Annotated in this window: 17 protein-coding genes and 3 tRNA genes; 12 read left to right on the top strand and 8 right to left on the bottom strand. The window is 34.0% G+C overall.

Annotated elements, in window-relative coordinates:
* The first annotated feature begins 7 nt into the window (after positions 1-7).
* From E0I26_RS09780 to E0I26_RS09770, 3 genes are read left to right on the top strand one after another with little or no spacing between them, the layout of a single operon-like run.
* Entirely contained in the window at positions 8-844 is an 837-nt protein-coding gene (locus E0I26_RS09780) for an ABC transporter permease (protein WP_131916294.1), read from the top strand.
* Positions 845-858: 14 nt separating this feature from the next.
* Complete coding sequence (locus E0I26_RS09775) at positions 859-3,186, top strand: T9SS type B sorting domain-containing protein (RefSeq protein ID WP_131916293.1); 2,328 nt, start codon at positions 859-861, stop codon at positions 3,184-3,186.
* Positions 3,187-3,210: 24 nt separating this feature from the next.
* Complete coding sequence (locus E0I26_RS09770) at positions 3,211-7,614, top strand: T9SS type B sorting domain-containing protein (protein WP_131916292.1); 4,404 nt, start codon at positions 3,211-3,213, stop codon at positions 7,612-7,614.
* Positions 7,615-7,965: 351 nt separating this feature from the next.
* Here the strand turns inward: E0I26_RS09770 and typA are convergent, their stop codons facing one another.
* Positions 7,966-9,762, bottom strand: coding sequence for a translational GTPase TypA (gene typA / locus E0I26_RS09765; RefSeq protein WP_131916291.1), 1,797 nt, complete (start codon positions 9,760-9,762; stop codon positions 7,966-7,968).
* Positions 9,763-9,935: 173 nt separating this feature from the next.
* Between typA and E0I26_RS09760 the strand changes: the two genes are divergently transcribed.
* Both E0I26_RS09760 and E0I26_RS09755 read left to right on the top strand, forming a co-directional pair.
* Entirely contained in the window at positions 9,936-11,651 is a 1,716-nt protein-coding gene (locus tag E0I26_RS09760; protein WP_131916290.1) for a PAS domain-containing sensor histidine kinase, read from the top strand.
* On the top strand, positions 11,651-12,058 hold the full coding sequence (locus E0I26_RS09755; RefSeq protein WP_131916289.1) for a response regulator: 408 nt from the start codon (positions 11,651-11,653) through the stop codon (positions 12,056-12,058). Before E0I26_RS09760 ends, E0I26_RS09755 begins: the two co-directional genes overlap by 1 nt.
* Before the next feature lie 155 nt (positions 12,059-12,213).
* Here the strand turns inward: E0I26_RS09755 and rpsT are convergent, their stop codons facing one another.
* The 5 genes from rpsT to proS all read right to left on the bottom strand — a co-directional run bounded on the left by rpsT (position 12,214) and on the right by proS (position 14,356).
* Positions 12,214-12,465, bottom strand: coding sequence for a 30S ribosomal protein S20 (gene rpsT, locus E0I26_RS09750; protein WP_035673520.1), 252 nt, complete (start codon positions 12,463-12,465; stop codon positions 12,214-12,216).
* A gap of 32 nt (positions 12,466-12,497) precedes the next feature.
* Positions 12,498-12,569, bottom strand: a tRNA-Glu gene (locus E0I26_RS09745).
* A 39-nt stretch (positions 12,570-12,608) separates the two neighbouring features.
* Positions 12,609-12,680, bottom strand: a tRNA-Glu gene (locus tag E0I26_RS09740).
* A 47-nt stretch (positions 12,681-12,727) separates the two neighbouring features.
* Positions 12,728-12,799: transfer RNA gene (locus E0I26_RS09735), tRNA-Glu, on the bottom strand.
* Between the two features lie 78 nt (positions 12,800-12,877).
* A complete protein-coding gene (gene proS / locus E0I26_RS09730; RefSeq protein ID WP_131916288.1) occupies positions 12,878-14,356 on the bottom strand; it encodes a proline--tRNA ligase in 1,479 nt (492 codons plus the stop codon).
* 101 nt (positions 14,357-14,457) lie between these two features.
* Between proS and E0I26_RS09725 the strand changes: the two genes are divergently transcribed.
* From E0I26_RS09725 to E0I26_RS09705, 5 genes are all read left to right on the top strand, one after another.
* Complete coding sequence (locus E0I26_RS09725; protein ID WP_131916287.1) at positions 14,458-15,474, top strand: hypothetical protein; 1,017 nt, start codon at positions 14,458-14,460, stop codon at positions 15,472-15,474.
* Between the two features lie 55 nt (positions 15,475-15,529).
* Positions 15,530-17,116, top strand: coding sequence for an OmpP1/FadL family transporter (locus tag E0I26_RS09720; RefSeq protein ID WP_131916286.1), 1,587 nt, complete (start codon positions 15,530-15,532; stop codon positions 17,114-17,116).
* Between the two features lie 225 nt (positions 17,117-17,341).
* Entirely contained in the window at positions 17,342-18,655 is a 1,314-nt protein-coding gene (gene rimO / locus E0I26_RS09715) for a 30S ribosomal protein S12 methylthiotransferase RimO (RefSeq protein WP_131916285.1), read from the top strand.
* A 39-nt stretch (positions 18,656-18,694) separates the two neighbouring features.
* Complete coding sequence (locus E0I26_RS09710) at positions 18,695-19,168, top strand: hypothetical protein (protein WP_131916284.1); 474 nt, start codon at positions 18,695-18,697, stop codon at positions 19,166-19,168.
* Between the two features lie 34 nt (positions 19,169-19,202).
* On the top strand, positions 19,203-20,105 hold the full coding sequence (locus E0I26_RS09705; RefSeq protein WP_131916283.1) for an N-acetylmuramoyl-L-alanine amidase: 903 nt from the start codon (positions 19,203-19,205) through the stop codon (positions 20,103-20,105).
* Between the two features lie 177 nt (positions 20,106-20,282).
* Here the strand turns inward: E0I26_RS09705 and E0I26_RS09700 are convergent, their stop codons facing one another.
* Positions 20,283-21,332 (bottom strand): outer membrane beta-barrel protein, encoded by a 1,050-nt coding sequence (locus E0I26_RS09700; RefSeq protein WP_131916282.1) that lies wholly within the window; start codon positions 21,330-21,332, stop codon positions 20,283-20,285.
* A gap of 642 nt (positions 21,333-21,974) precedes the next feature.
* On the opposite strand from E0I26_RS09700, the gene E0I26_RS09695 reads away from it, so the two are divergent.
* Together E0I26_RS09695 and E0I26_RS09690 are read left to right on the top strand one after the other, a co-directional pair.
* Positions 21,975-22,250 carry a hypothetical protein gene (locus E0I26_RS09695; protein ID WP_131916281.1) on the top strand — a complete coding sequence of 92 codons (276 nt, stop codon included), beginning with the start codon at positions 21,975-21,977 and terminating at the stop codon, positions 22,248-22,250.
* 74 nt (positions 22,251-22,324) lie between these two features.
* Positions 22,325-22,804, top strand: coding sequence for a hypothetical protein (locus tag E0I26_RS09690; protein WP_131916280.1), 480 nt, complete (start codon positions 22,325-22,327; stop codon positions 22,802-22,804).
* 141 nt (positions 22,805-22,945) lie between these two features.
* Here the strand turns inward: E0I26_RS09690 and E0I26_RS09685 are convergent, their stop codons facing one another.
* Complete coding sequence (locus E0I26_RS09685; protein ID WP_131916279.1) at positions 22,946-24,298, bottom strand: NAD-dependent succinate-semialdehyde dehydrogenase; 1,353 nt, start codon at positions 24,296-24,298, stop codon at positions 22,946-22,948.
* Positions 24,299-24,439 lie beyond the last annotated feature (141 nt).

Below are 24,439 nucleotides of genomic sequence, written 5' to 3'. Positions count from 1 at the left end.
ATCCAAAATGAAAAGATTACTCTCAATAGAATTACAAAAAATTTGGAAAAACAAAGCCAGTCGTGTTTTAACATTGTCCTATTTTATTCTCTTAACTTTTATAGCATTAATAGCCTCCATAAAATTTGATCTCGGTATTTTTAAATTTCATCTTGCTGAGATGGGAATTTTTAATTTCCCTTTTATATGGCATTTCAACACGTATATCGCAGCCATATTAAAATTATTTTTAGCGATCGTAATCGTCTCCATGATGGCAAATGAGTACAGCTATGGAACACTAAAACAAAATTTAATTGATGGAATGAGTAAAAAGGAATTTATTCAGTCTAAATTTCTGACTGTTGTTTTATTTGCAACAGTATCAACTATTTTTATTTTCATAATGTCACTCATTTTAGGACTAAGCTATTCTTCCTACACTGAGTTTAGTATCGTTTTCGCTGATTTAGAATACCTTTTTGCCTATTTCATCAAACTGGTTGGTTTTTTCTCGTTCTGTTTATTTTTAGGAATATTGGTGAAACGTTCCGCATTTGCACTGGGATTTCTTTTAGTTTGGAATATCATCGAAGGAGTTATCAATGGCGTTTTAACTTTTAAAGTATTCCCGAATAGCAATACGGCAGCATCTATTACTCAGTTTTTACCTTTACAATCCATGTCGAATTTAATCGTAGAACCTTTTTCCAGATTATCAGTGGTAAAAAACTTGGGAACGCAAATTGGTTTGGATAATATTAAAGAATATGGTGTTAACCTACCGACTATTCTTATCGTATTATTTTGGACTGTAATTTTTATTTTCCTTTCCTATCGATTATTAAAAAATAGAGATTTGTAGTATCTTTACACACGATGAAATGTGTAAAAATAATATTGTTTTATATTTTTATTTGTTGCGTTATATTTGATGCAACCGCTCAATCTATTTCAGTAACAGACTCTTACACAGCGCAACAACTTGTTCAAGATATTTTAGTAAATAGTTCTTGCGCTAATGTTTCTGGTATTGCCGTAAAAGGAGATATATATTCCGGCAGTAAAAACAGTTACGGGTATTTTAATAATCAAGGTGGTAGTTTTCCTTTTACAGAAGGCATTGTTTTGAGTACCTGGAGCAGCAAGAATTCTGAAGGCCCTTTTTTAAGAAACCCGGGAGGAGGAAATTCTTCTTGGTTAGGGGATTCCGATTTACAGCAAGCATTAGGAATAACGAACACAATAAATGCCACTTTTTTAGAATTTGATTTTATACCGTTGACCAATTTTATCAGCTTCAACTATATTTTTGCTTCCAATGAATATCAAGACTATTTTCCTTGTGAATATTCTGATGGATTTGCCTTTTTAATCAAAGAAAAAGGCAGCACGGCTAATTATCAAAATTTAGCGGTGTTACCTAATACTTCACCTGTTTCATCCGTAAATGTTCACCCTTTAATAAATCCGTATAATAGTCAAGGACTATTTAAACCTGGCTGTCCAGCAATAAACGAAACTTACTTTAACGGATACAACACTGCTAACAGTCCTATAAATTATGCCGGACAAACTAAAGTGTTGACAGCGCAAACAAATGTTATAGCAGGAAAAACATATCATATAAAACTAGTAATTGCGGATCAAGGTAATGAAGCGTACGACTCGGCAGTATTTCTTGAAGCGGGCAGTTTTTTACCAAAAATAGATTTGGGATCACACCGATTAATAGCTACCAATAATCCCGTTTGCTTTGGCGAAAGTCTTATCATTGACACTAAATTACCAACGAGTTTAGGCTATTCTTATAAATGGTTTAAAGATAACGTAGCATTGACAGATACTTCTCCCACTTATACTGTTAGCGGACCCGGAATTTATAGAGTTGAAGTGCAATTGACCCCCAGCTGTATCGCTACCGAAGAAATAATAATCGAATACACTCCAGAAATCGATTTGAATGACACCACACTTTCACAATGTGACATCGATACTGATGGAATATCCATTTTCAACCTAACCAAAGTCGATGCCATTGTAAAAAACAATGTGAGTAATTTAAGTGCGGTTGTTTATTATGAAACTTTGGTCGATGCTCAAGCAAAAATAAATCCAATTACCAATCCTGCAACGTATAGCAACAAATTCATAAACCAGTCCGTATTTGCAAGTGTTAGCAATTCATTTAACTGTGTAAATTATGCTGAAGTAAATCTGATTATTTCAAATAATGCTATTGCAGCTCAAACCCCAATTGCAACATGTGATACCGATGGTACGAATGATGGTTTAGCCCAATTTGATTTAAACTCACAAGTAACACCTCAAGTAGTAACGGGTTTACCTGCTGGTTTAATCGTAGAATATTATTTAAGCCCTACAGAAGCAATTGCCCAACAGAATCAGTTACCAAATATTTTTAAAAATACCGTTGCAACCCAACAAATTATTTACGCCCGAATCGTAAATGGTCCCGATTGTTATGCAATTACTCCCATTACACTTGTAGTGAACACCTTTGACCCGCCTAATTTCCAAGAAGAGAACACTTTTTTATGCAATGGTACTTCAATCAATTTAACCGTTGATGCTGGTTTTTCGAGCTATTTATGGAGTACGGGAGCCAGTTCAAACACCATAACTGTTACTACTCCCGGAGATTATTCGGTAACCGTTACAAATTTTGATGGTTGTGAAAAAATAAAAAAATATCATGTTACAGCCTCTGGAGTAGCAACGATAACTGGTGCTACAATAAATGATTTTTCAGGAAATGAAAATTCAGTTTTAATAGAATATACCGGATCTGGCGATTATGAATTTTCTATAGATGAATCTTTTTTTCAGGATAATCCAATGTTTAACGGAATTGCGCCCGGAGAATATTCCGTTTATGCAAGAGATAAAAATGGCTGTGGTTTATCAATTCCGTTTGTGGTATATGTTTTGGATTATCCTCGTTATTTCACTCCAAATGGAGATGGTTATAATGATGTTTGGCAAATTAAAAATCTAGATAATTTACCCAAATCAACTTTATATATTTTTGACCGTTACGGAAAGTTATTAAAACAATTAATAACTTCAGACATTGGATGGAATGGAACTTTCAATGGATTTGCATTACCCACTGATGATTATTGGTTTCATTTGAATTTAGAAAACGGCAGAATAATAAAAGGTCATTTTTCATTAAAAAGATAATCTAAATTTTGCTATTTTTAGCAAATGAAAAAAACATTACTCTTACTCATTACCCTTTTTTCCATAAGTTGTTTCTCGCAGTTTAGCAAAACACACTATATTCCGCCTTTAACCTGCGCTACAAATTTAGCAGGGGATCATTATTTATATATTTCTACACCAAGCAACACCGATGTTAATTTCAAAATTATAGCAAATGGAGGCAGTATAATAACTGGTGTGGTCAAAAATACTTCCCCATATATTTATTCTATAGGACAAGGGCAAAATACGCAGTTGTTCACTCCAAAAACTAGTATTGGAATTATAACGAATAAAGGATATATAGTTGAAGCCGACGATTTAATTTATGTAAGTGTTAGGGTTAATGCCGGGTTTTCTACTCAAAACAATTCATATAATCATGCGGGCGGTCTTGTCTCAAAAGGAAATAGCGCCCTGGGGAGAGAATTTAGATTAGGAGCGATGCTAAATCCAGTTTACGATCAAAGTGTATTAAATTTTGCTTCCATACTATCAACAGAGAACAATACCAAAGTCACTATTTCGAATATCCCAATAGGATCAATATTATCAGATGGAACCATCATAGCTGGACCTATAACTGTTACTTTAGGTAAAAATGAAAGTTATGTTTTGGCATTGGAGAATTATAACAATACTGTTTCCAATAGCTCTAAAATGATTGGTGCGTTAGTAGAATCTGACAAACCTGTAGTTGTCAATTCGGGATCTTTTGGAGGTAGTAACAGTACAATTGTAAATGCTCAAGGAAATCCACTTGGTAGAGATGTAGGTTTTGACCAAATTGTTCCAACAGAAAAAACCGGCAAGGAATATATCTTTGTAAAAGGACTTGGAACGGATGAATTGGAACGGGTTTTATTGATTGCAAATGTTGACATGACGCAAGTTTTCGTTAATGGCTCTACGACTCCAATTGCCATTCTGAGCAAAGGACAATATACCGTTATTGATGGAAGCCAATTTATAGATGGAAATTTATATGTTAGAACCTCCGAAAACGTATCTGCTTATCAAAGCATTGGAGGAAACGATTTCGCTGCCAATCAAAATTTATTTTTTGTACCACCCTTAAATATTGTGACTGAAGCAGGTGCTACTGTAACCATAAATAACAATCCGATTAATAGCACCGCTATTCCTGTAACAGGAAATACAGATTATGTGAGATACACCGTATTTAATCAGACGGGAAATATTGCTGTAAAATCTACGAGACAAGTTTATGTTTCTTATTTTGGTACCAATGGAGCTGCGACCTATGGCGGTTATTATTCCGGTTTTGATACGAAACCAGAAATTGTTACCGATAAATTATCACTCACCAGTTCTTCCTGTATACCAAATGTTGTTCTAAAAATCAGCACTTTATCTTCTTATGACACTTTTCAATGGTATTTCAATGACAATCCAATTATTGGTGCAAATTCAAATTCATATACACCTACACAACCTGGTTATTATCAAGTAAAAGGAAGTATTGTGGGTTGCCCAAGTACAGTTCCTATTTTCTCAGACAAAATCCCAGTGAGCGATTGCCCATTAGATTCCGATAATGACGGAACAAATAACAACATTGATATTGACCTAGATAATGATGGCATCATAAATAATTTTGAAGCCAATATTTCGCTGTTAAATCAGTCAAATACAATCTCAAGTTCCGATTATACAGCTATAATTACGGGAAGCGGAACAATTACGGGGAAACCATTTTATGGATTTGTTACAGAAGTTCCTGCTGGTATAACAAATAGTGTTGTATACACTCTGAATCTCACAAAAAATGAAACTATCAGCATTAGCTATATATCGCAAGACAGTCCAACCCAAACTACCGCTATTACAGAATATATAAACGCAGACGGCGGTTTTATTTTACAAGTACCGGCAGATAAAACTATTACTTTGACTAATCCACAAAATCAATTGCTTGTGGATACTAATTATGATGGGATTTTTGAAAGTGGCGTAACTGAGTTTTCTTCATTCGAAATCCGATTTCGATTAAATAGTATTACACCATTAACTCCGGGTTTGGGTAGCTTCCAGTTTTCATCCTATCTCACTAATTCCGTCACATTAACGCATAACAATCTATCCGAAACAGCTGTTAATAAAACTATTTTCATGATTAACCGTATAGAAACTTTTGATTCTGATTCTGATACAATTCCAGATTTATTAGACATCGACAGTGACAATGACGGTATTCCTGATACCATTGAAGCACAAGGAAAAGGTTTTAAAGTTTTTTCTGGAACGGATTCCAATAAAGATGGCCTTGATAATGCTTTTGAACCTGGATTAATTCGAATTAATACTGACAATGATGTTTTCAATACTTTTCCTATTGTATATGATTTATTGGATTTAGACAGTGATAACGATGGGATTTTTGACTTGATCGAATCTGGCAGTACTGTTATTGATGCCAATAAAGATGGAATTATAGATGGCACTGCTACTGCTTTTGGTGCAAATGGTTTATTTGACGGACTTGAAACGAGTCCGGATAGTGGTAAACTAAATTATACCATTACTGATACCGATTCAGATGGAACTTTTAATTATATCGATTTGGATAGTGATAATGATGTTTGTTTTGATGTCACTGAAGCTGGTTTTAATGACCCTAACAATGATGGAATATTAGGAAACAATCCCGTTACTGTTAATGTTAAAGGAAAAGTTACGAGTGATATGGGTTATTTAACTCCACATGACAATTACATAATTGCTGCGCCAATAGAAATCATTTCTCAACCTCAGGCAAACCCAACTTGCGAATTAGAAAACACAACAATTACAGTCCTTGATAATGGTGGAAATACCTATCAGTGGCAAATGTCAACTGACGGAATAAATTGGAATAATATTTTAAACAATGCTACTACTTATCAAGATGCCACAACAAAAACCTTAATGCTCATAAAAGTCAGCAATGCAATGAATGGTTATAAATACAGAGTGAAACTGGATAAAATTGGAAATTCATGTGGATTGATTTCTTCTGAAACAACATTGACTGTTTATCGTTTACCTGTGGTAACTACTGCTACCATTGTTCAATGTGATGACGATACAAATGGTTTCTCCGATTTTAATTTAACGGTGAAAAACAATGAGATATCTTCAAATTACACATCCGAAACTTTTACCTATTACACTTCACTTTCGGGGGCTGAAACAGCAGATGTTGGGAAATTAATTTCTAATCCTTTAGCATTTACAAATACAACCTCGGGTGGTATGCTGGTTTGGGCAAGAGTAAAAAATGCTAATCAATGTAGTAGTGTAGTTCAAATTACCTTGGTGGTTTCTACTACCCAAATTCCAGCTTCATTCACTCGTACCTTTTCTGCCTGTGATGATTTAGGAGCAACTAATGACGATACGGATGGCATTGCTACTTTTGATTTTAGTAGTGTAGCCACTGATATTTCAGCTATACTTCCTTCATTGAGTTCTTCTTATTCGATAAAATTTTATAAAAATGAAGCAGATGCTTTATCAGAAAATGATGAAATAGCAAACCCATCAAATTATACAAATACTGGATATCCAAATGAACAAAAAATTTGGGTCCGTGTGGAAAGCACATCAGACAATGCCTGTTATGGCTTGAGCCCAAGAATTACTTTAAAAGTAAATCCAAAACCTAATATTGATACAAACGATGATTTTGATGAGAATGAATTAGTTTGTTCTAACCTTCCCACTTTCTTTGTAAAATTAGATGCTGGAATTCAAGACGGCACTCCCAGTACTGACTATACGTATGTCTGGACAAAGGACAATGTTGTTTTAACAGCTGAAACTGGTCCAACATTAGATGTAAATACAGAAGGTGATTATATGGTAGAAGTTAGCTCACTAACCGGTTGTAGCAGAATCCGAACCATAAAAGTAACCGCTTCGGATATAGCAGAAATAGGAACTATTTCAATTATTGATTTATCAGATGTTAACTCAGTAACGGTTAACGTAACAGGACAAGGACAATATGAATATAGTCTGGACGCACCTTCAGGACCTTTTCAGGATTCAAATTTCTTTGATAATGTAGCTGCCGGAATTCATGAAGTATACGTTAATGACAAAAATGGTTGTGGAACCGTGAGTCAAACAATAGCCGTAATTGGCGTTCCAAAATTTTTCACTCCAAATGGAGATGATTACAATGACTATTGGAATGTAAAAGGAGTAAATGCAAATTTCAATGAAAATTCAATCATCTATATTTTTGATCGTTACGGTAAGCTTTTAAAACAAATTATTGCATCCGGTCAAGGCTGGGATGGTACCTTTTTGGGTCTACCCTTATCTGGAGATGATTATTGGTATACCATAAAATTGGATGACGGCAGGGAAGCTAAAGGACATTTTAGCTTAAAGAGGTAATAAAAATAATATGACTATCGGAACTAATACCAATGTATTTAGTTTTGTCATTTCGACGAAGGAGAAATCTCATTAGTTGCTCTCGTTATGTGATTTCTCCTTCGTCGAAATGACAAAACAACTAATTTTATTCATAAGATGTAGTTTAGTACAAGTAACGGACGGTCATAAAAAATAATGTTTGTTTCATTTCGTCGAAATTGACAAAATCACAACAACTTAATCCAGTAAATTTTATGCTAAAATGATATGATTTTTTTTTACAACAATTTGTTTTCAAGAAAAAAGTAAAACGCATAAAAAAAGCCATTCGAATTAACGAATGGCTTTTATATTTAAAAAAAATAAAAATTAGAATTTAAATCTTTTTCTATCTGTTTCTGTCAAATATATTTTTCTTAAACGAATAGATTTTGGAGTTACCTCAACGTATTCATCTTTTTGAATGTACTCTAAAGCTTCTTCAAGAGAGAAAATAACTGGAGGAATAATTCTAGCTTTATCATCATTTCCAGAAGAACGAACGTTAGATTGTTTTTTCTCTTTAGTCACGTTCACACACATATCATCGCCACGAGAGTTTTCTCCAATTACTTGACCTTCGTAAATTTCATCATTAGGATTAACGAAGAATCTACCACGATCTTGTAATTTATCGATAGAATAAGGAATAGCTTTTCCTTTTTCCATAGAAATCAATGAACCTTTGTTACGCCCAGAAATTTCACCTTTGTAAGGCTCATATCCTATAAAACGATGCGCCATAATAGCCTCACCAGCAGTAGCAGTAAGCAATTGGTTACGCAATCCAATAATTCCACGTGATGGAATATTAAATTTTATAATCATACGTTCCCCTTTAGTTTCCATGCTCAACATTTCTCCTTTACGGAAAGAAACAAACTCTACCGCTCTTCCCGAAAGAGTTTCTGGTAAGTCGATTGTCAATTCCTCAATAGGCTCACATTTTTTTCCATCAATTTCTTTGATGATAACTTGTGGTTGACCGATTTGTAATTCATACCCTTCTCTTCTCATTGTTTCAATAAGAACAGATAAGTGAAGTACTCCACGACCAAAAACCATAAACTTATCAGCAGAATCGGTTTCACCCAATTTCATTGCTAAGTTTTTCTCTAATTCTTTTGTCAAACGGTCTCTAATATGACGAGAAGTTACAAATTTACCCTCTTTACCAAAGAAAGGAGAGTCATTAATTGTAAACAACATACTCATCGTAGGCTCGTCAATATCAATTGTTTTCAACGCTTCCGGGTTTTCAAAATCAGCGATAGTATCTCCAATTTCAAATCCTTCAACTCCAATAATTGCACAAATATCTCCAGCAATTACTTGTTGTACTTTTTTACGACCAAGGCCTTCAAAAGTATGAAGTTCTTTAATTCTTGATTTCATAACGGTACCATCTCTTTTTACTAATGAGATTGGCATACCTTCATTCAAAACACCTCTTTCAAGACGACCAATAGCGATACGACCTGTAAAAGCAGAAAAATCTAAAGAAGTAATCAACATTTGTGGTGTTCCTTCAGATACTTTAGGAGCTGGTACATTTTCAATAACCATATCCAACAATGCTTCAACATTATCAGTTACGTTTTCCCAATGATCCGACATCCAGTTGTTTTTAGCAGAACCGTAAACAGTTGGAAAATCCAATTGCCACTCTTCAGCACCTAATTCAAACATTAAGTCGAAAACTTTTTCATGCACTTCTTCCGGAGTACAGTTTTCTTTATCTACTTTATTGATTACAACGCAAGGTTTTAATCCTAAGTCAATAGCTTTTTGTAATACAAAACGCGTTTGTGGCATTGGCCCTTCAAAAGCATCTACAAGTAGACAAACTCCATCCGCCATATTCAATACACGTTCTACTTCACCACCAAAATCGGCGTGACCAGGAGTATCGATAATGTTGATTTTTGTTCCTTTGTATACTACAGAAACATTCTTTGAAGTAATGGTAATACCTCTTTCACGCTCTAAGTCGTTGTTATCAAGGATTAAGTCACCTGTGTTTTCGTTATCACGAAATAACTGACAGTGATACATAATTTTATCAACCAAAGTTGTTTTACCGTGATCGACGTGGGCAATAATTGCAATGTTTCTAATAGATTCCATCTGTGATTTTTAATGGGTGCAAAGGTACACTTTATTTTGATATAAAAAATATTTATGCAATAGTTTACATATTGTTAACGCATTAGACACAAAAATAGACCTTTAAAAAAATCTCAAAAAATAAGTTCCGGATGTTGTTTAATAATTCAGCAATAATTAATTATATTTGAGTAATGAAAAGCAAAACCAATCAAGTAATCATCATCTACATTCTCACCGCAATGTTTGTAGCTATTGTTAGTCATAGATTATTACAGCAATATATTTCTGATTCAAATCATCCCTTTTACACTTTTGCAAAAGACATTCTATTTATCTTTTTGACTGGAATAATTTTCAAACTTATTTTATCTAAAAACGACACTAGAAACATCACCATTTTTGAAAAACTTAAAAATACAAATGATGAAATTAAAGAGTCGAATGAAAAATACGACATTGTAGCTAAAGCAACCAGCGATACTATTTGGGATTGGAAAATACAAGAAGACAGCTTTTCTTGGAATAAAGGAATCGAAAGCGTTTTTGGCTATAGAGAAAATGAAGTGGGAGACAGTTCCAAATGGTGGTTTGAGAAAATACACCCCGAAGACAGCATTAAAATGTCTATTAAACTATACTCCTTTATAGAACAAAAAACCGAAAACTGGCAAGATCAATACCGCTTCAAATGCGCAAACGACACTTACAAATATGTTCTAGACAGAGGATTTCTCCTGAAAGATGAAAACGGGAAAGCCATTAGAATGATTGGAGCCATACAAGATATTACAAAACAGAAAGAGGAAGAACAACGACTTAAATTACTGGAAACTGTAATTACCCAATCCAAAGATTCTATCATAATCACCGAAACTAATTCTATTGACGGAAAAATCCCTAACATCATCTATGTAAATCCTGCTTTTTCTATTATGTCAGGATATGAATCTGATGATATAATAGGAAAATCTCCGAATATCTTCAACAGTCCAAATTCTGACAGTAATGAACTCGAAAAACTATTAGTCGCAATAAAAAACAAAGAAGAATGTCTTATAGAAACAATCAGCCTGACAAAAAATAAAGAAGAATATTGGGTTCGTTTCTCTATGATACCAATTTATAATTCCGACAACGAACTTTCCCACTGGATTTCCATTCAAAGAGACATAACCGAAGAAAAAAAACAAGAAAAAGAGAAAGAGCAACTTATTCGGGAATTAACTCAAAACAACAAAGACTTAAAACAATTTTCCTATATAACTTCCCACAACCTTAGAGCTCCGCTATCAAACTTAACAGGCTTACTAAACTTATTGGAAGACATTCCTATCGAGAACCAAGAATTAAAGGAAATTTTAAATGGCTTTAATAAATCTACTCATTTATTGAATGACACTATCAATGATTTAGTAAAAGTTATCATTATAAAAGACAACCCTTCCATCCAAAAAGAAGCGGTTTTAATAAAAGAAATTTTTGAAAATGTTTTCAGCCAGCTTAATTTTCAAATCGAACTATACAAACCCATCATAAAGCTCAATTTTGAAAATGTTTCTATCATAAACATCAATAAAGCCTATATAGAAAGCATATTATTGAACCTTTTGACAAATGCCATAAAATATAAATCCGAGAACAGAAAACTCAAAATAACCATTACCGCCAATGAAATTGACGATACTGTCGTATTAACATTTAAAGACAACGGCATTGGTATCGATTTAGCACGAAATAGAGATAAAATTTTTGGACTTTATCAACGTTTTCATAACTACCCTGACAGCAAAGGTCTGGGATTATATCTGGTAAAATCGCAAGTTGAAACTATGGGAGGAACTATTAGTATTGAGAGCGAAGTAAACAAAGGAACCACATTTACATTAACATTTAAAAACAAACAATAATGTTAGATCAAATTTTATGTATTGATGACGACCCCATAACACTTATGTTATGCAAAAAAGTAATCGTCAAAGCGTCTTTTTCGAATGAAATAATCACATCCCAAAATGGAGAAGAAGCGCTTAACTACTTTAATACTTTAAAATCCACTAACATTGAAAGTAAATTAAAAAAACACCCTCAATTAATTTTTTTAGATTTAAACATGCCGGTAATGGGAGGATGGGAATTCTTGGATCATTTTAATAGCGAAGCATTTTCTGAATTTAAAAATACAAAGGTTATCGTCCTTTCCTCAACAATAGACCCCGAGGACTTGGAGAAATCCAAAACCTACCCTATGGTCATTGATTTTCTATCGAAACCTATTACCCTAACGATGCTTGAATACTTAAAAAACAAAATCTAAAAGCCAATGGTTATTGATTTTTTTTTAAACCTAACATACTCTAGTAACACCTGAATACTTTAATAAAAAATAAAAAAACGAATTTCAACAAATGACATAAAAAAAGCTCCCAATATAATTGGGAGCTTTTTTTATAAGTAGATAAATTGTGTTACTTACAATTTAGCAACATGCTTCGTTAATTTAGATTTTAAATTAGAAGCTTTATTATCATGAATGATGTTCTTTTTAGCTAATTTATCAATCATAGATATAACGCTTGATAATTTAGAAGTAGCATCTGTTTTATCAGTAGCTATTCTCAAGGCTTTGATAGCGTTACGAGTAGTTTTATGTTGGTATCTGTTTAATACTCTTCTCTTTTCGTTACTTCTAATTCTCTTTAAAGCTGATTTATGATTTGCCATTTTATTATTTTTTTATCTTTTACAAATTTTTGTAGTCCGTAAGGGAATCGAACCCCTGTTACCAAGACGAAATCTTGGCGTCCTAACCCCTAGACGAACGGACCATTATCCCCTAAGTTTTTATCAATCTAATATTGAAATCGTAGCCCGTAGCGGAATCGAACCGCTCTTACATGGATGAAAACCATGCGTCCTAACCGATAGACGAACGGGCCATTTTTCCCTCTAAGTTCAGGAAAACTTTAACATGCAAAAAAAATAGTAGCCCGTAGCGGAATCGAACCGCTCTTACATGGATGAAAACCATGCGTCCTAACCGATAGACGAACGGGCCCTGCTTCTCTAATGCGGATGCAAAAATACAACTATTTTTGAGACGTACAATAGCAGAGGCAAAAAAAAATTATTTTTTTTAATATGCCTTAGCAAACAACACCCTTCCTACAGAAGGATTCCCAGTAAAGACACAGCTTCCCGCCTCTTCTACTCGGTCTAAAGGAATACATCTGATGGTCGCTTTAGTCAAGTCTTTGATCTTCTCTTCAGTTGCTGCGGTTCCATCCCAATGTGCTGATACAAAACCTCCTTTAGTATCTAAAACCTCTTTAAACTCTTCAAAACTGTTCACTTCAGTACTATGCGTATTTCTATAATTTAATGCTTTTTCGAACAATTCTTTTTGAATTTGTTCCAATAAATCGCTGATGTAAGTCGCAATTCCATCTTTAGAAACTACTTCTTTAGTCAATGTATCTCTTCTTGCTACCTCGAAAGTTCCATTTTCTAAATCTTTTGGACCTACAGCAATTCTAACAGGAACACCTTTTAATTCCCATTCCGCAAATTTAAAACCAGGCTTCTGAGTGGTTCTATCGTCAAATTTCACGGAGATATGTAATTTTCGCAAAGCTGCAACCAAAACAGTTACTTCTGCAGTTATAGCAGCTAATTGCTCGTCTGTTTTATGAATAGGAACAATCACCACTTGAATAGGCGCTAAATTAGGAGGCAATACCAATCCTTGATCATCTGAATGCGTCATCACTAATGCTCCCATCAAACGAGTTGAAACACCCCATGAAGTTCCCCAAACATATTCCTGCTTTCCTTCGGCATTAGCAAATTTAACATCAAACGCTTTAGCAAAATTCTGACCTAAGAAATGCGAAGTCCCGGCTTGCAACGCTTTCCCATCCTGCATTAAAGCTTCGATACAATACGTTTCTTCAGCTCCGGCAAAACGTTCCGTTTCGGTTTTCAATCCTTTTACAACTGGAATTGCCATGAAGTTTTCGGCAAAATCAGCATATACATTCATCATTTTTTCTGATTCTTCAATAGCCTCTGCTTTTGTAGCATGAGCCGTATGCCCTTCTTGCCATAAAAATTCTGCTGTTCGCAAAAACAATCGGGTTCTCATTTCCCAACGCACTACATTGGCCCATTGATTAATCAATAAAGGCAAATCTCTATACGATTGAACCCATCCTTTATAGGTAGACCAAATAATAGCCTCACTTGTAGGACGAACAATTAATTCTTCCTCTAATTTTGCATTAGGATCAACCATAAGTTTCCCTGGCTTATCCGGATCATTTTTTAATCTATAATGAGTGACAATAGCGCATTCTTTTGCAAATCCTTCCGCATTTTTCTCCTCAGCCTCAAACATACTCTTAGGAACAAATAAAGGAAAATAGGCATTTTGATGCCCTGTTTCTTTAAACATTCGATCCAACTCCGCTTGCATTTTCTCCCAAATCGCATAACCGTAAGGCTTGATAACCATACAACCTCTAACTCCTGAATTTTCGGCTAAATCGGCTTTAACAACCAACTCGTTATACCATTTTGAATAATCTTCTGATCTTGTAGTTAAGTTCTTACTCATATTGAATAGTTTGGCACAAATTTTGCATTAATAATTTTAAATAAATAGTTCAGCAAAACTAACTATTTTTGTAATGTGCAACAATAAAAAACTCCATATATATGAAAACTAGTACTCTTTCCTCCCAAAACCCAACAATATATTACATTGTTGGATTTTTGAGCGTCTTATTGACATCTTGTGGCTCCTACCAAAACAGTTCTTACTATGATTCTGACGGAATATATGGTAACACTCCAAGAAAAGCTGTTGAAGTAGAGACGCAAAATGCTCCTAATAATCAATATAAAGACTACTTTGGGTCTTTGCAAAACAACAATCAACCTGTTGAAATTTTTACGGATGTAGATAATTACAACGATTATAGTTTAGAAAACGACAGCTTACAAGACAATAGCACAAACTACCCCGGCTGGGGCAGCAATCCTCAAACCGTAAGTATAAACGTCTACGACAACAGTTGGGGAATGAATAATTGGTATGGAAATAACTGGGGTTGGAATACTGGTTATGGATGGGGATGGAACATTGGTTTCGGATGGAACAGTTGGTACGGTAACAATTGGGGTTGGAATAATTGGCATGGAAACAACTGGTACGGAAACAATTGGGGCTGGAATAACTGGTATGGAAATAATTGGGGATACCCAAATTACTACAACAATAGAACTTATTCCTATAACGCAAGCAGAAGAGGTTCCTCCTACACCAACAACACCAGCAGTAATAGAAATTACAGCACCCGAAATTCAGCAAATTATTCAAGAAACCAAAGCAATACGGTTAGCCGAAGATCTAATAATTCAAATTACAGAGGAAATACCAATACTGATCTCAGAAGAAATACTACAAACGGATTCAATAGAACAAGTCCAACATTTTCAAGAAATCAAGGACAATCACGAAACAATTCTTACAACAATCCAAGCAGAAGATCAAACACGAATAGTACCCGCAGCGAAAACAACTCTCCTGCCAGATCATATACTCCAAGTTCAAGAAACGATAACAATTCCAGATCATACAGTCCTAGTTCAAATAGTTCCGGATCAAACAGCTCCGGGAATTCTGGTGGCGGAAGATCATCCAGTGGCGGCGGAAGAGGTGGAAGAGGATAATAATTCTTTCTATACATTCCTATTTTGATATTAAATTAAAACCTACGAATTAAAAATGAAAAAATATATACTTTTATTAGCTTTAGGCTTCTCTTCAAGCGTTGCTCAATCACAAGAAATCTCAGATGCCATGCGTTACGCGCAGGATAACCTGAACGGAACAGCTCGTTTTAGAGCAATGGGCGGTGCTTTTGGAGCTCTTGGCGGTGATTTATCCTCTCTGAATGTAAATCCTGCGGGTTCTGCAGTATTTACAAACAACCAAATGGCCCTTACCTTAAGTAATTTTGATACAAAAAATAAGTCCAATTATTTTGGCAGCACAACAAGCGAGAAAAACAATTCCTTTGATTTGAATCAGGCGGGTGCCGTTTTTGTTTTTAATAACAGAAACTCAAACAGCAATTGGAAAAAGATTTCATTGGGTGTTAATTACGAAAACACTACTAATTTTGACAACGGAATTTTTTCTGCCGGAACCAACCCAAATAATTCTATAGATCAATATTTTTTGAGTCATGCCAATAACGCTAATAATGGAGCACCCATTCCGCAACAGTTTGTAAATAGAGAGCCAGGAGAATCTATTTCTGACTTATATTCATTTTTAGGAAGCAATCTTCCTAATAACCAGTATCCAAATTTAAATGGATTTGCAGCGCAACAAGCAATGATAGCATTTTATAATCAAGGTTTTATAATCGATGCTACTGATATAAATGACCCAAACAGTTCATATTTCTCGAATGTTCCTGCGGGAGGTAATTATTATCAGAAAAATTCTATTTACAGCACCGGATACAACGGAAAATTATCTTTTAATGCCGCAACATCATATAAAGACAAATTATATATTGGACTGAATTTGAACTCCCATTTCACTGACTTTCACAAATCATCTACTTTTTACGAAGAGAACAACGCTCCATTAACAGCTGATTACACTGTAACCAATTTACGTTTTGAAAATGACTTATACACTTACGGAACAGGATTCTCCTTTCAACTGGGAGCGATTGCAAAGGTTTCTGATGAAATTCGTTTAGGCCTTGCTTACGAATCATCTACATGGTATAAATTAAATGATGAACTATCTCAAAAACTGGTTGCAGTAAGCAGCGCAACAAATCTGGATAACACCAATGACGTAGTAGATCCTCAGGTCGTTAATATTTACGAACCCTATAAACTACAAACTCCAAGTAAACTAACTGGAAGTTTTGCTTATGTTTTTGGAAAATCCGGCTTGTTAAGTGTTGACTATGCTATTAAGGATTATAGCAATACTAAATTCAAACCTGAAAACGATTCTTATTTTAACAGTCTAAATAGTGACATGAGTTCAACATTAGACACTACAGGCGAACTAAGAATTGGTGCTGAGTATAAAATTGAAGCTTTGAGCTTAAGAGCAGGATATCGTTACGAACAAAGTCCTTATAAAAACTCGGTAACAATAGGAGATTTAACGGGTTATTCAGCAGGTTTAGGATATAGTTTTGGTTCTACAAAATTAGATTTAGCCTATTCTTACGCCAAAAGAAACTCACAACAAGGTTTTTTTAATCAAGGATTTACTGATGGCGCCAGTATTGATGCTATAAACAACAATGTTTCAGTAACATTATTATTTGAATTGTAATCAATCCGAAAAATAAAATTTAAAATCCGTTTCGCTATCATGGAACGGATTTTTTTTAGCCCTGATAGCAGCGGCATCCTTTTTCTGGCTCCTTTAGCCAGGAAAAGATAGAGCGGATAGCAGGAATAGCTCCATAAAAAATATTGAAATGAAACTGAAATAAGTTCAGTTTGGATAAAAAATTGTAATTTTGCAAAATTCCCAAATTATCGGGATTCTAATGTTATGAGAACTAAGTCTTTAAAAAAGAATAAAATCAACGTAATCACTCTTGGGTGTTCGAAAAATGTGTATGACAGTGAAGTGCTAATGGGACAGCTTCGCGCAAGCGGAAAAGACGTTACACATGAAGCTCCGGAAGCTGAAGAGGGGAACATTATTGTGATAAATACTTGTGGATTTATTGATAATGCTAAAGCAGAGTCAGTAAATATGATTCTGGAATATGCTGACAAGAAAGAAAGAGGATTGGTCGATAAAGTATTCGTTACCGGATGTTTATCGGAGCGTTACAGACCTGATTTAGAAAAAGAAATTCCAAATGTAGATCAGTTTTTTGGAACTACAGAGTTACCACAATTATTGAAAGCTTTGGGCGCTGATTATAAGCATGAATTATTGGGAGAAAGATTGACTACGACCCCAAAAAATTATGCCTATTTAAAAATTTCAGAAGGGTGTGACAGACCGTGCAGCTTTTGCGCGATTCCATTAATGCGAGGAAAAAACGTTTCACAAACTATTGAAAAACTAGTTAAAGAAGCAGAAGGATTAGCCAAAAACGGTGTAAAAGAATTGATCTTGATCGCTCAGGATTTGACCTATTACGGTTTAGATCTTTATAAAAAAAGAGCTCTTGGTGAATTATTGGAAGCGTTAGTAAAAGTTGAAGGAATCGAATGGATTCGTTTACATTACGCATTCCCTACCGGTTTCCCAATGGAAGTATTGGAAATCATGAAACGCGAGCCTAAGATTTGTAATTATATTGATATTCCGCTGCAACACATTTCAGATTCTATTTTGAAATCAATGCGTCGCGGAACAACTCAAGCAAAAACAACAAAATTATTGAAAGAGTTCCGTGAAGCAGTTCCCGGAATGGCTATTCGTACGACTTTGATTGTAGGATATCCTGGAGAAACGCAAGAGGATTTCAACATATTGAAAGATTTTGTTCAAGAAATGAAATTTGACAGAATGGGTTGTTTTGCTTATTCTCACGAAGAAAATACGCATGCTTACTTATTGGAAGATGATGTTCCAGATACCGTAAAACAAGAGCGCGCAAACGAAATCATGGAATTACAGTCGCAAATTTCTTGGGATTTAAACCAAGAGAAAGTGGGACAAACATTCAAATGCATCATCGACAGAAAAGAAGGTGGTCATTTTGTGGGAAGAACTGAATTTGACAGCCCAGATGTAGATAATGAAGTCTTGATTGACGCATCAAAACATTATGTAAAAACGGGTGAGTTTGTAATGATAAAAATTATTGAAGCAACTGAATTTGATTTGTACGGAGAACCGGCATAATTTTCTTAAGACGATTTTAATCCATTTTAAAAACTAGATATGAAACCATTTCAATCACTATTAATCATCGCATTTGTATTATTATCTACAAATATAATTTCTGCACAATATGGAAATGGCGGATATAATAATGGTTATGGGAACGGTTACGGAAGTAATCGCAGAATGAATAGTGGAATGGATCAATCCAGAACTCAGGAAAAACCAAAAGAAATTCCTGTTGAAGTAACGGTTGGAAAAATAATGGAGCGACTAAAACCAGAACTCATTCTTGATGAACTTCAGGTAATTGCAATCTCTAATATCTTGAACGAAAGCATAAGAACACAAGGTATGCTTATAAAAGCTGAAGTTAGCCAGGAAGACAAAATAAAAAATATCCAAGCACTTTCAGAAACTACTGATAGAAAAGTAATGGAATTATTAAACAAAGACCAGAAGGAAAAATATATCGCTCTAAATGAAGAAGCTAAAAATCCAAAAAAATCGAAATCCAAAAAAAAATCTAATTAATCGATTTTTAGTCTGTTGCTAAATGTAAACCTACATGAAAAAAACTTTTTATTGCCTTATTTTAGTCATTATCGCTGCTTCTTGCTCAACAAATCCTTATAAAAAGAGTGAAAAAATTTATGACAGCAAGCTCAAAACATTAAAAGAAACCATTTCTAATAAAGAGTCACAACCATTACCTGTCATTCCTCATGTAGAACTAAACATTGATACATTATACACGAAACAGTTGCACACCTATAAAGATACTATTTTCAAAATGGGATCCACACCTTTGCAAAACGGTGTTAATACAGAATGGATAGGAACCGTAAATTTTAATTTAAGAAAGCCGAATTTTATTATCATCCATCATACTGCACAGGATTCCTTACAACAAACACTAAAAACGTTCACAAAAACAGAATCCCAAGTGAGTTCCCATTATTTAATTTCGGATGATGGTAAAGTGGTCCAAATGTTGAATGATTACTTAAGAGCCTGGCACGCAGGCACTGGCACTTGGGGGAAAAATACGGATATTAATTCCACATCAATAGGTATTGAATTGGACAACAATGGATCAGAAGTTTTTTCTGAATTACAAATCAATAGCTTACTGGCGCTTTTAACGAAGCTAAAAAAAGATTACAATATTCCTGCTCAAAACATTATTGGCCATGCAGATATTGCACCAACCAGAAAAAAAGATCCCAGCCAATTATTTCCTTGGAAAATATTAGCTGACAAAGGTTTTGGTATTTGGTCTGATGAATTTTTAGAGACTGCTCCAACTGATTTTAATGCAGAACAAGGATTGCGAATTATAGGATATGACACTAAAAATCTACCCGCTGCAATAACTGCTTTTAAATTGCATTATATTCAAACAGAAGTCAATGCCCTTTTAGATGATAAAACAATAAATACCATTTATTCTATTTATAAAAAGCAATAAGTAGTTTTCACAAATACATATAAAAACGGTTTTTTGAATCTTTCAAAGAACCGTTTTTTGTTTAAATAACTATTTTAGTTTATCACAAATACACTTTTGTAGTAATACTAAAATCTAAGCAAAAAAAAGCTGCCAAAATACTCGAAAGCATCTTGGCAGCAAAAAAAAATATAGGAATTAGAACGAATAAGTTGTGGCAAGTAATGCATATGCTGTTAAACCTTTTGGAGCTGCATCACTATTCGTGAAGATATCTTCTGATGCCGTGTCAACACGAAATTCAGGAATAATAGTCAAGTTCCCTACCTTATAATTTAGTGACAAAGTATTACCAACAACACTGGTTCCCGCAAGTGAACCAAGCCCAACAGTAGCCTCTTTAGCATCTAAATACTCAAGTCTATACGCTAAACTTAATGTCTCTTTCAATGCGAAATTTGCGTATCCAACTAAAGCAAACCACTCACCATCCAATGAACTGTCAAAGTCATTGTTAGTCATTGCATACGTACCGTTGAATCCTAAAGAGAATGTATCACTCACTTTTTTCGAACCTACAAAATCAAACTGTGTTTTATTCTCATCAGAAGCAGGGTTACTACTTCCAGAAGTAACATTAAAATAGGCATTTCCAGTATCCCCAACATAACCTAATTGACCTATGAACGTTTTTTGGCTTGAACCCGCTTCAATTGTCGTCTTGAAATCTGTTGGATTTGAAACTCCTGCCATGAAACTGAATTTTCCAGAAGTATATTGTGCTTTTACTCCAGTATTAAAAAACGGACCGTATGTAAATGCATAAGACATACTGTAGTTTTTATTATCTACTGCATCCAATAATTCATACCCTATATGAGTTCCAAAACTGCCCGCAGTAACTTTGAACTTATCTGAAAACTCGTAAGTAAAATTCAATTGTTTAATCATAAAAGTCGATTTCTCATCATTATAAGTAAATTGAGCTGCTCTGTTTCCAAATCCTAAATCAACAAAAACAGATGCTTTCCCCATTTTGTGAGATGCTTCAATAGAAGCCATCCCTAATTCGAATGAGTTATGGGAATTTGTAAAACTGGTCAAACTGTTGTCAACACCAGAAAAATCATATTTATAATAGGCATCTGCAGATCCTGCAAAAGTAGTTGAAGGGGCAACTGGAGCGTCTTGCGCGAAAGTCAAACTTGTTGTTAGCATTAATGCTATAATAGCTAGGTTTTTTTTCATCTTTAATTGGTTTTAATTAGTAATCTAGTTTGGTTATTATTTTGGTCTTAGTTTATACATTTTAAAAAATTCTATTACTTCTAATCCAGAAAACCACATTTATATGCGTTTTTTTTAATGCCAAATTTTCTTGTTTCTGAAGCGAATTTATTAACTTTTATTTCACTTGAATTACTATTTATAACTTTTTTACCTCGTTTTAAGAAGAATTATCAATAACGAAAAATCGTTAAAAAATAATAGACATTCCGTATTTTAAAGCACCAATTTTAAAAATTCAATAATACACTTTTAAACCAAACCCCATAAATATTCAACACAAATTCAAAAAATAAATAATAAAAAGTAACTTTTTAAACAATTTTACAATACAATTAAAACATACCCCCTTTAAATTTATATGTATTTTTAAATTAAAATATTTTTCAAAAACATAAAAATATTTCAAAAAAAACTTTCATATCGAGCGTTTTTAACTTTTGAAACACAATTTACATGACATTACAGAAGCTACTGGATTAACAATTACAGAAACCCAATCGCACTATCAGTAATGCTTATTTTATGAAAATTTTAATTGCATATACATTCCTTTTTTAGTAAATTTAAAATATGTTTCGTTTAGCACTTAAAATCTCCGTTTTGCTTCTATTCCTCACTTTTTCCTTTATCTGGGTAAGTGATACACTTTCAATACTTATTCATGAGAAGCAATATGATTTTTATGAACTAACCGGAAATAATACCGAAGAAAACAATACAGAGAGTAAGCTGAAACTACTTTTTATAGATGCAATTGAAATTTTTAATTGTTTCGAATATTATTCTTTTAATAAAAACAGCATTAATTCTTTTGATTTATTTGTAGTCAAAGAGTTTGTTTTAAAAAATCTGACTCCTCCACCAGAAGTCTTTTAATTCTTATTTCTTTACTAAAAAAGCACCAACATATTTCCCAAATCAAGAATGGGGCATCCTTATTATCTTAACACATGAAAAATTTATTTACAGCATTCACTATTTTATTTACAGCGTCATTAATTGCGCAAACCCATCAAATGATTAAACATGATGGTGGCACAATGGATATAAACTTTATTAAAACAGAAAATAATTTAGTGTACTACACTTTACCCAAAAGCGCTAAAGAAAAAACAATCAGTCAATATGCAGTGGCTCAATTGAATGAAAAATCAAACAGTGATTCTCAAATCATATCTGAAAAAATTCAACTAGATGGAAAATCCGATTATAGAAAAGTGGTTGTGTTAAAAAAACATCAAACTATCGGATTGAAAGAATCCGGTATAATAACTAGTTTTTATGGAGGTACAAAAGGAGAATCCCCCTTATCGTTTTCAGATAATGGCGAAAAACGATTAAAACAAAATGCCGCGCTTAAAGGATCTCCATTTATTGTGATTCTTTCCAATAAGCCAAAAGATTTAAAAGCGGTTATCTATACCTATTAGTGTAACGAAAATCTAGCTCTCAATTCATAGCTTGACTCTTTTATAAATAGGAGTAGATTGAATAAAAAATCGAGAACAGGTTTGTTTTAAACACAATTCCTGTTCTCGATTCTTTACTTATATAGTATTAACTAAATGATATTATTCGATAATCAATGATTTCATATTCATAAATTCCTTGATTCCTATTGTTCCCAATTCTCTTCCGTAACCTGATTTTTTTATTCCTCCAAAAGGAACTCTGGAATCAGACCGTACTAATGAATTCACAAACACATTCCCGGCTTCAATTCTCCTTGCCAATCTATACGCATTTTCGCGATCTTCAGTCCAAATTGCAGCAGCCAATCCATATCTATGATTGTTGGCAATAGTTATAGCATCATTTTCATCTTTTGCTCTTATAATTGTAGCCAATGGACCAAAAATTTCTTCCTGAAACGCGATATTATTTGAATCTACAAAATCAATTAGTGTTGGTTGAAAATTACAATCTTCCCGCTCCCCGCCTAGTATTAATTTAGCACCTTGCTGCAATGATTTTTCCAATTGATTCGCTAATTTATCAGCTAAATCCAACCGAGCCAGAGGTCCCATATTAATTCCTTCCTGTAATGGATTTCCTTGTTGCAAAGATTTTACTTTTTGGGTAAAAAGCGCAGCAAATTCATCCGCTACTTTCTCAGTGACAATAAATCGTTTGGCACAAATGCAAGCCTGACCGGCATTTAACATTCTGGTTTGTGTTGCAACCGTTGCTGCTTTTTCAAGATTTGCGTCATTCAAAACTATAAAAGCATCTGAACCACCCAATTCCATCACTGATTTTTTGATGTGCTTTCCTGCCAATGCAGCTACAGATGAACCCGCCATTTCGCTTCCGGTCAAAGTAATTCCATGCACAACATCCGAAGCAATCACACTTTCGACTTGAGGAATATCAATAGTAATTTGTTGAAAAACACCTTCAGGGAAACCGGCTTCCAAAAACGCATTTTCAATTGCTTTTGCACAACCGATAACGTTTGGCGCATGTTTTAAAAGGGTTACATTGCCCGCCATAATTGCCGGAGCTGCATAACGCAACACTTGCCAAAAAGGATAATTCCAAGGCATTATTGCAAAAACCGCTCCCATTGGATCATAAACTGACATGCTTTTGAAAGGAGTATCATAATACTCCTCTTTCAGCATTTTTTCGGCATTCTCGGCATAAAAATCACAGTTTCCAGCTGATTTTTCCACTTCAGAAATACTTTCGGATAGTACCTTACCCATCTCATTGGTTATCAACAAACCCAGCTCCTCTTTCTTTTCTCTAAGAATATTGGCTAACTTTTTCATCAGATCCGCTCTTTGCCCAAATGTGGTTTGTTTCCAATTTTTGAATGCACGCTCTGACAATTGCAGTTTTTGATTCAATTGCGCATTTGTCAATACTTCGTGTTCAGCTATAATTACTTGGGTAAACGGATTTATCGATTTAAAAACCATGTGTTTGTAATTTAAATTCTTTGAAATATAAGTTTTGGAAAATTAATCAACAGTTTGAAATTATTTTCAATATCGATTAACGATTCACTTGTCCTCACTAATGTTTTAAATCTAGTAAAATTATACCATTTAGTCTTTGAA

It is taken from the genome of Flavobacterium rhamnosiphilum (genome assembly GCF_004349195.1).
Classification (GTDB): Bacteria; Bacteroidota; Bacteroidia; order Flavobacteriales; family Flavobacteriaceae; genus Flavobacterium; species Flavobacterium rhamnosiphilum.
Note: the sequence above shows the minus strand (reverse complement) of the source record. Positions and strands in the feature narration are given on the sequence as shown.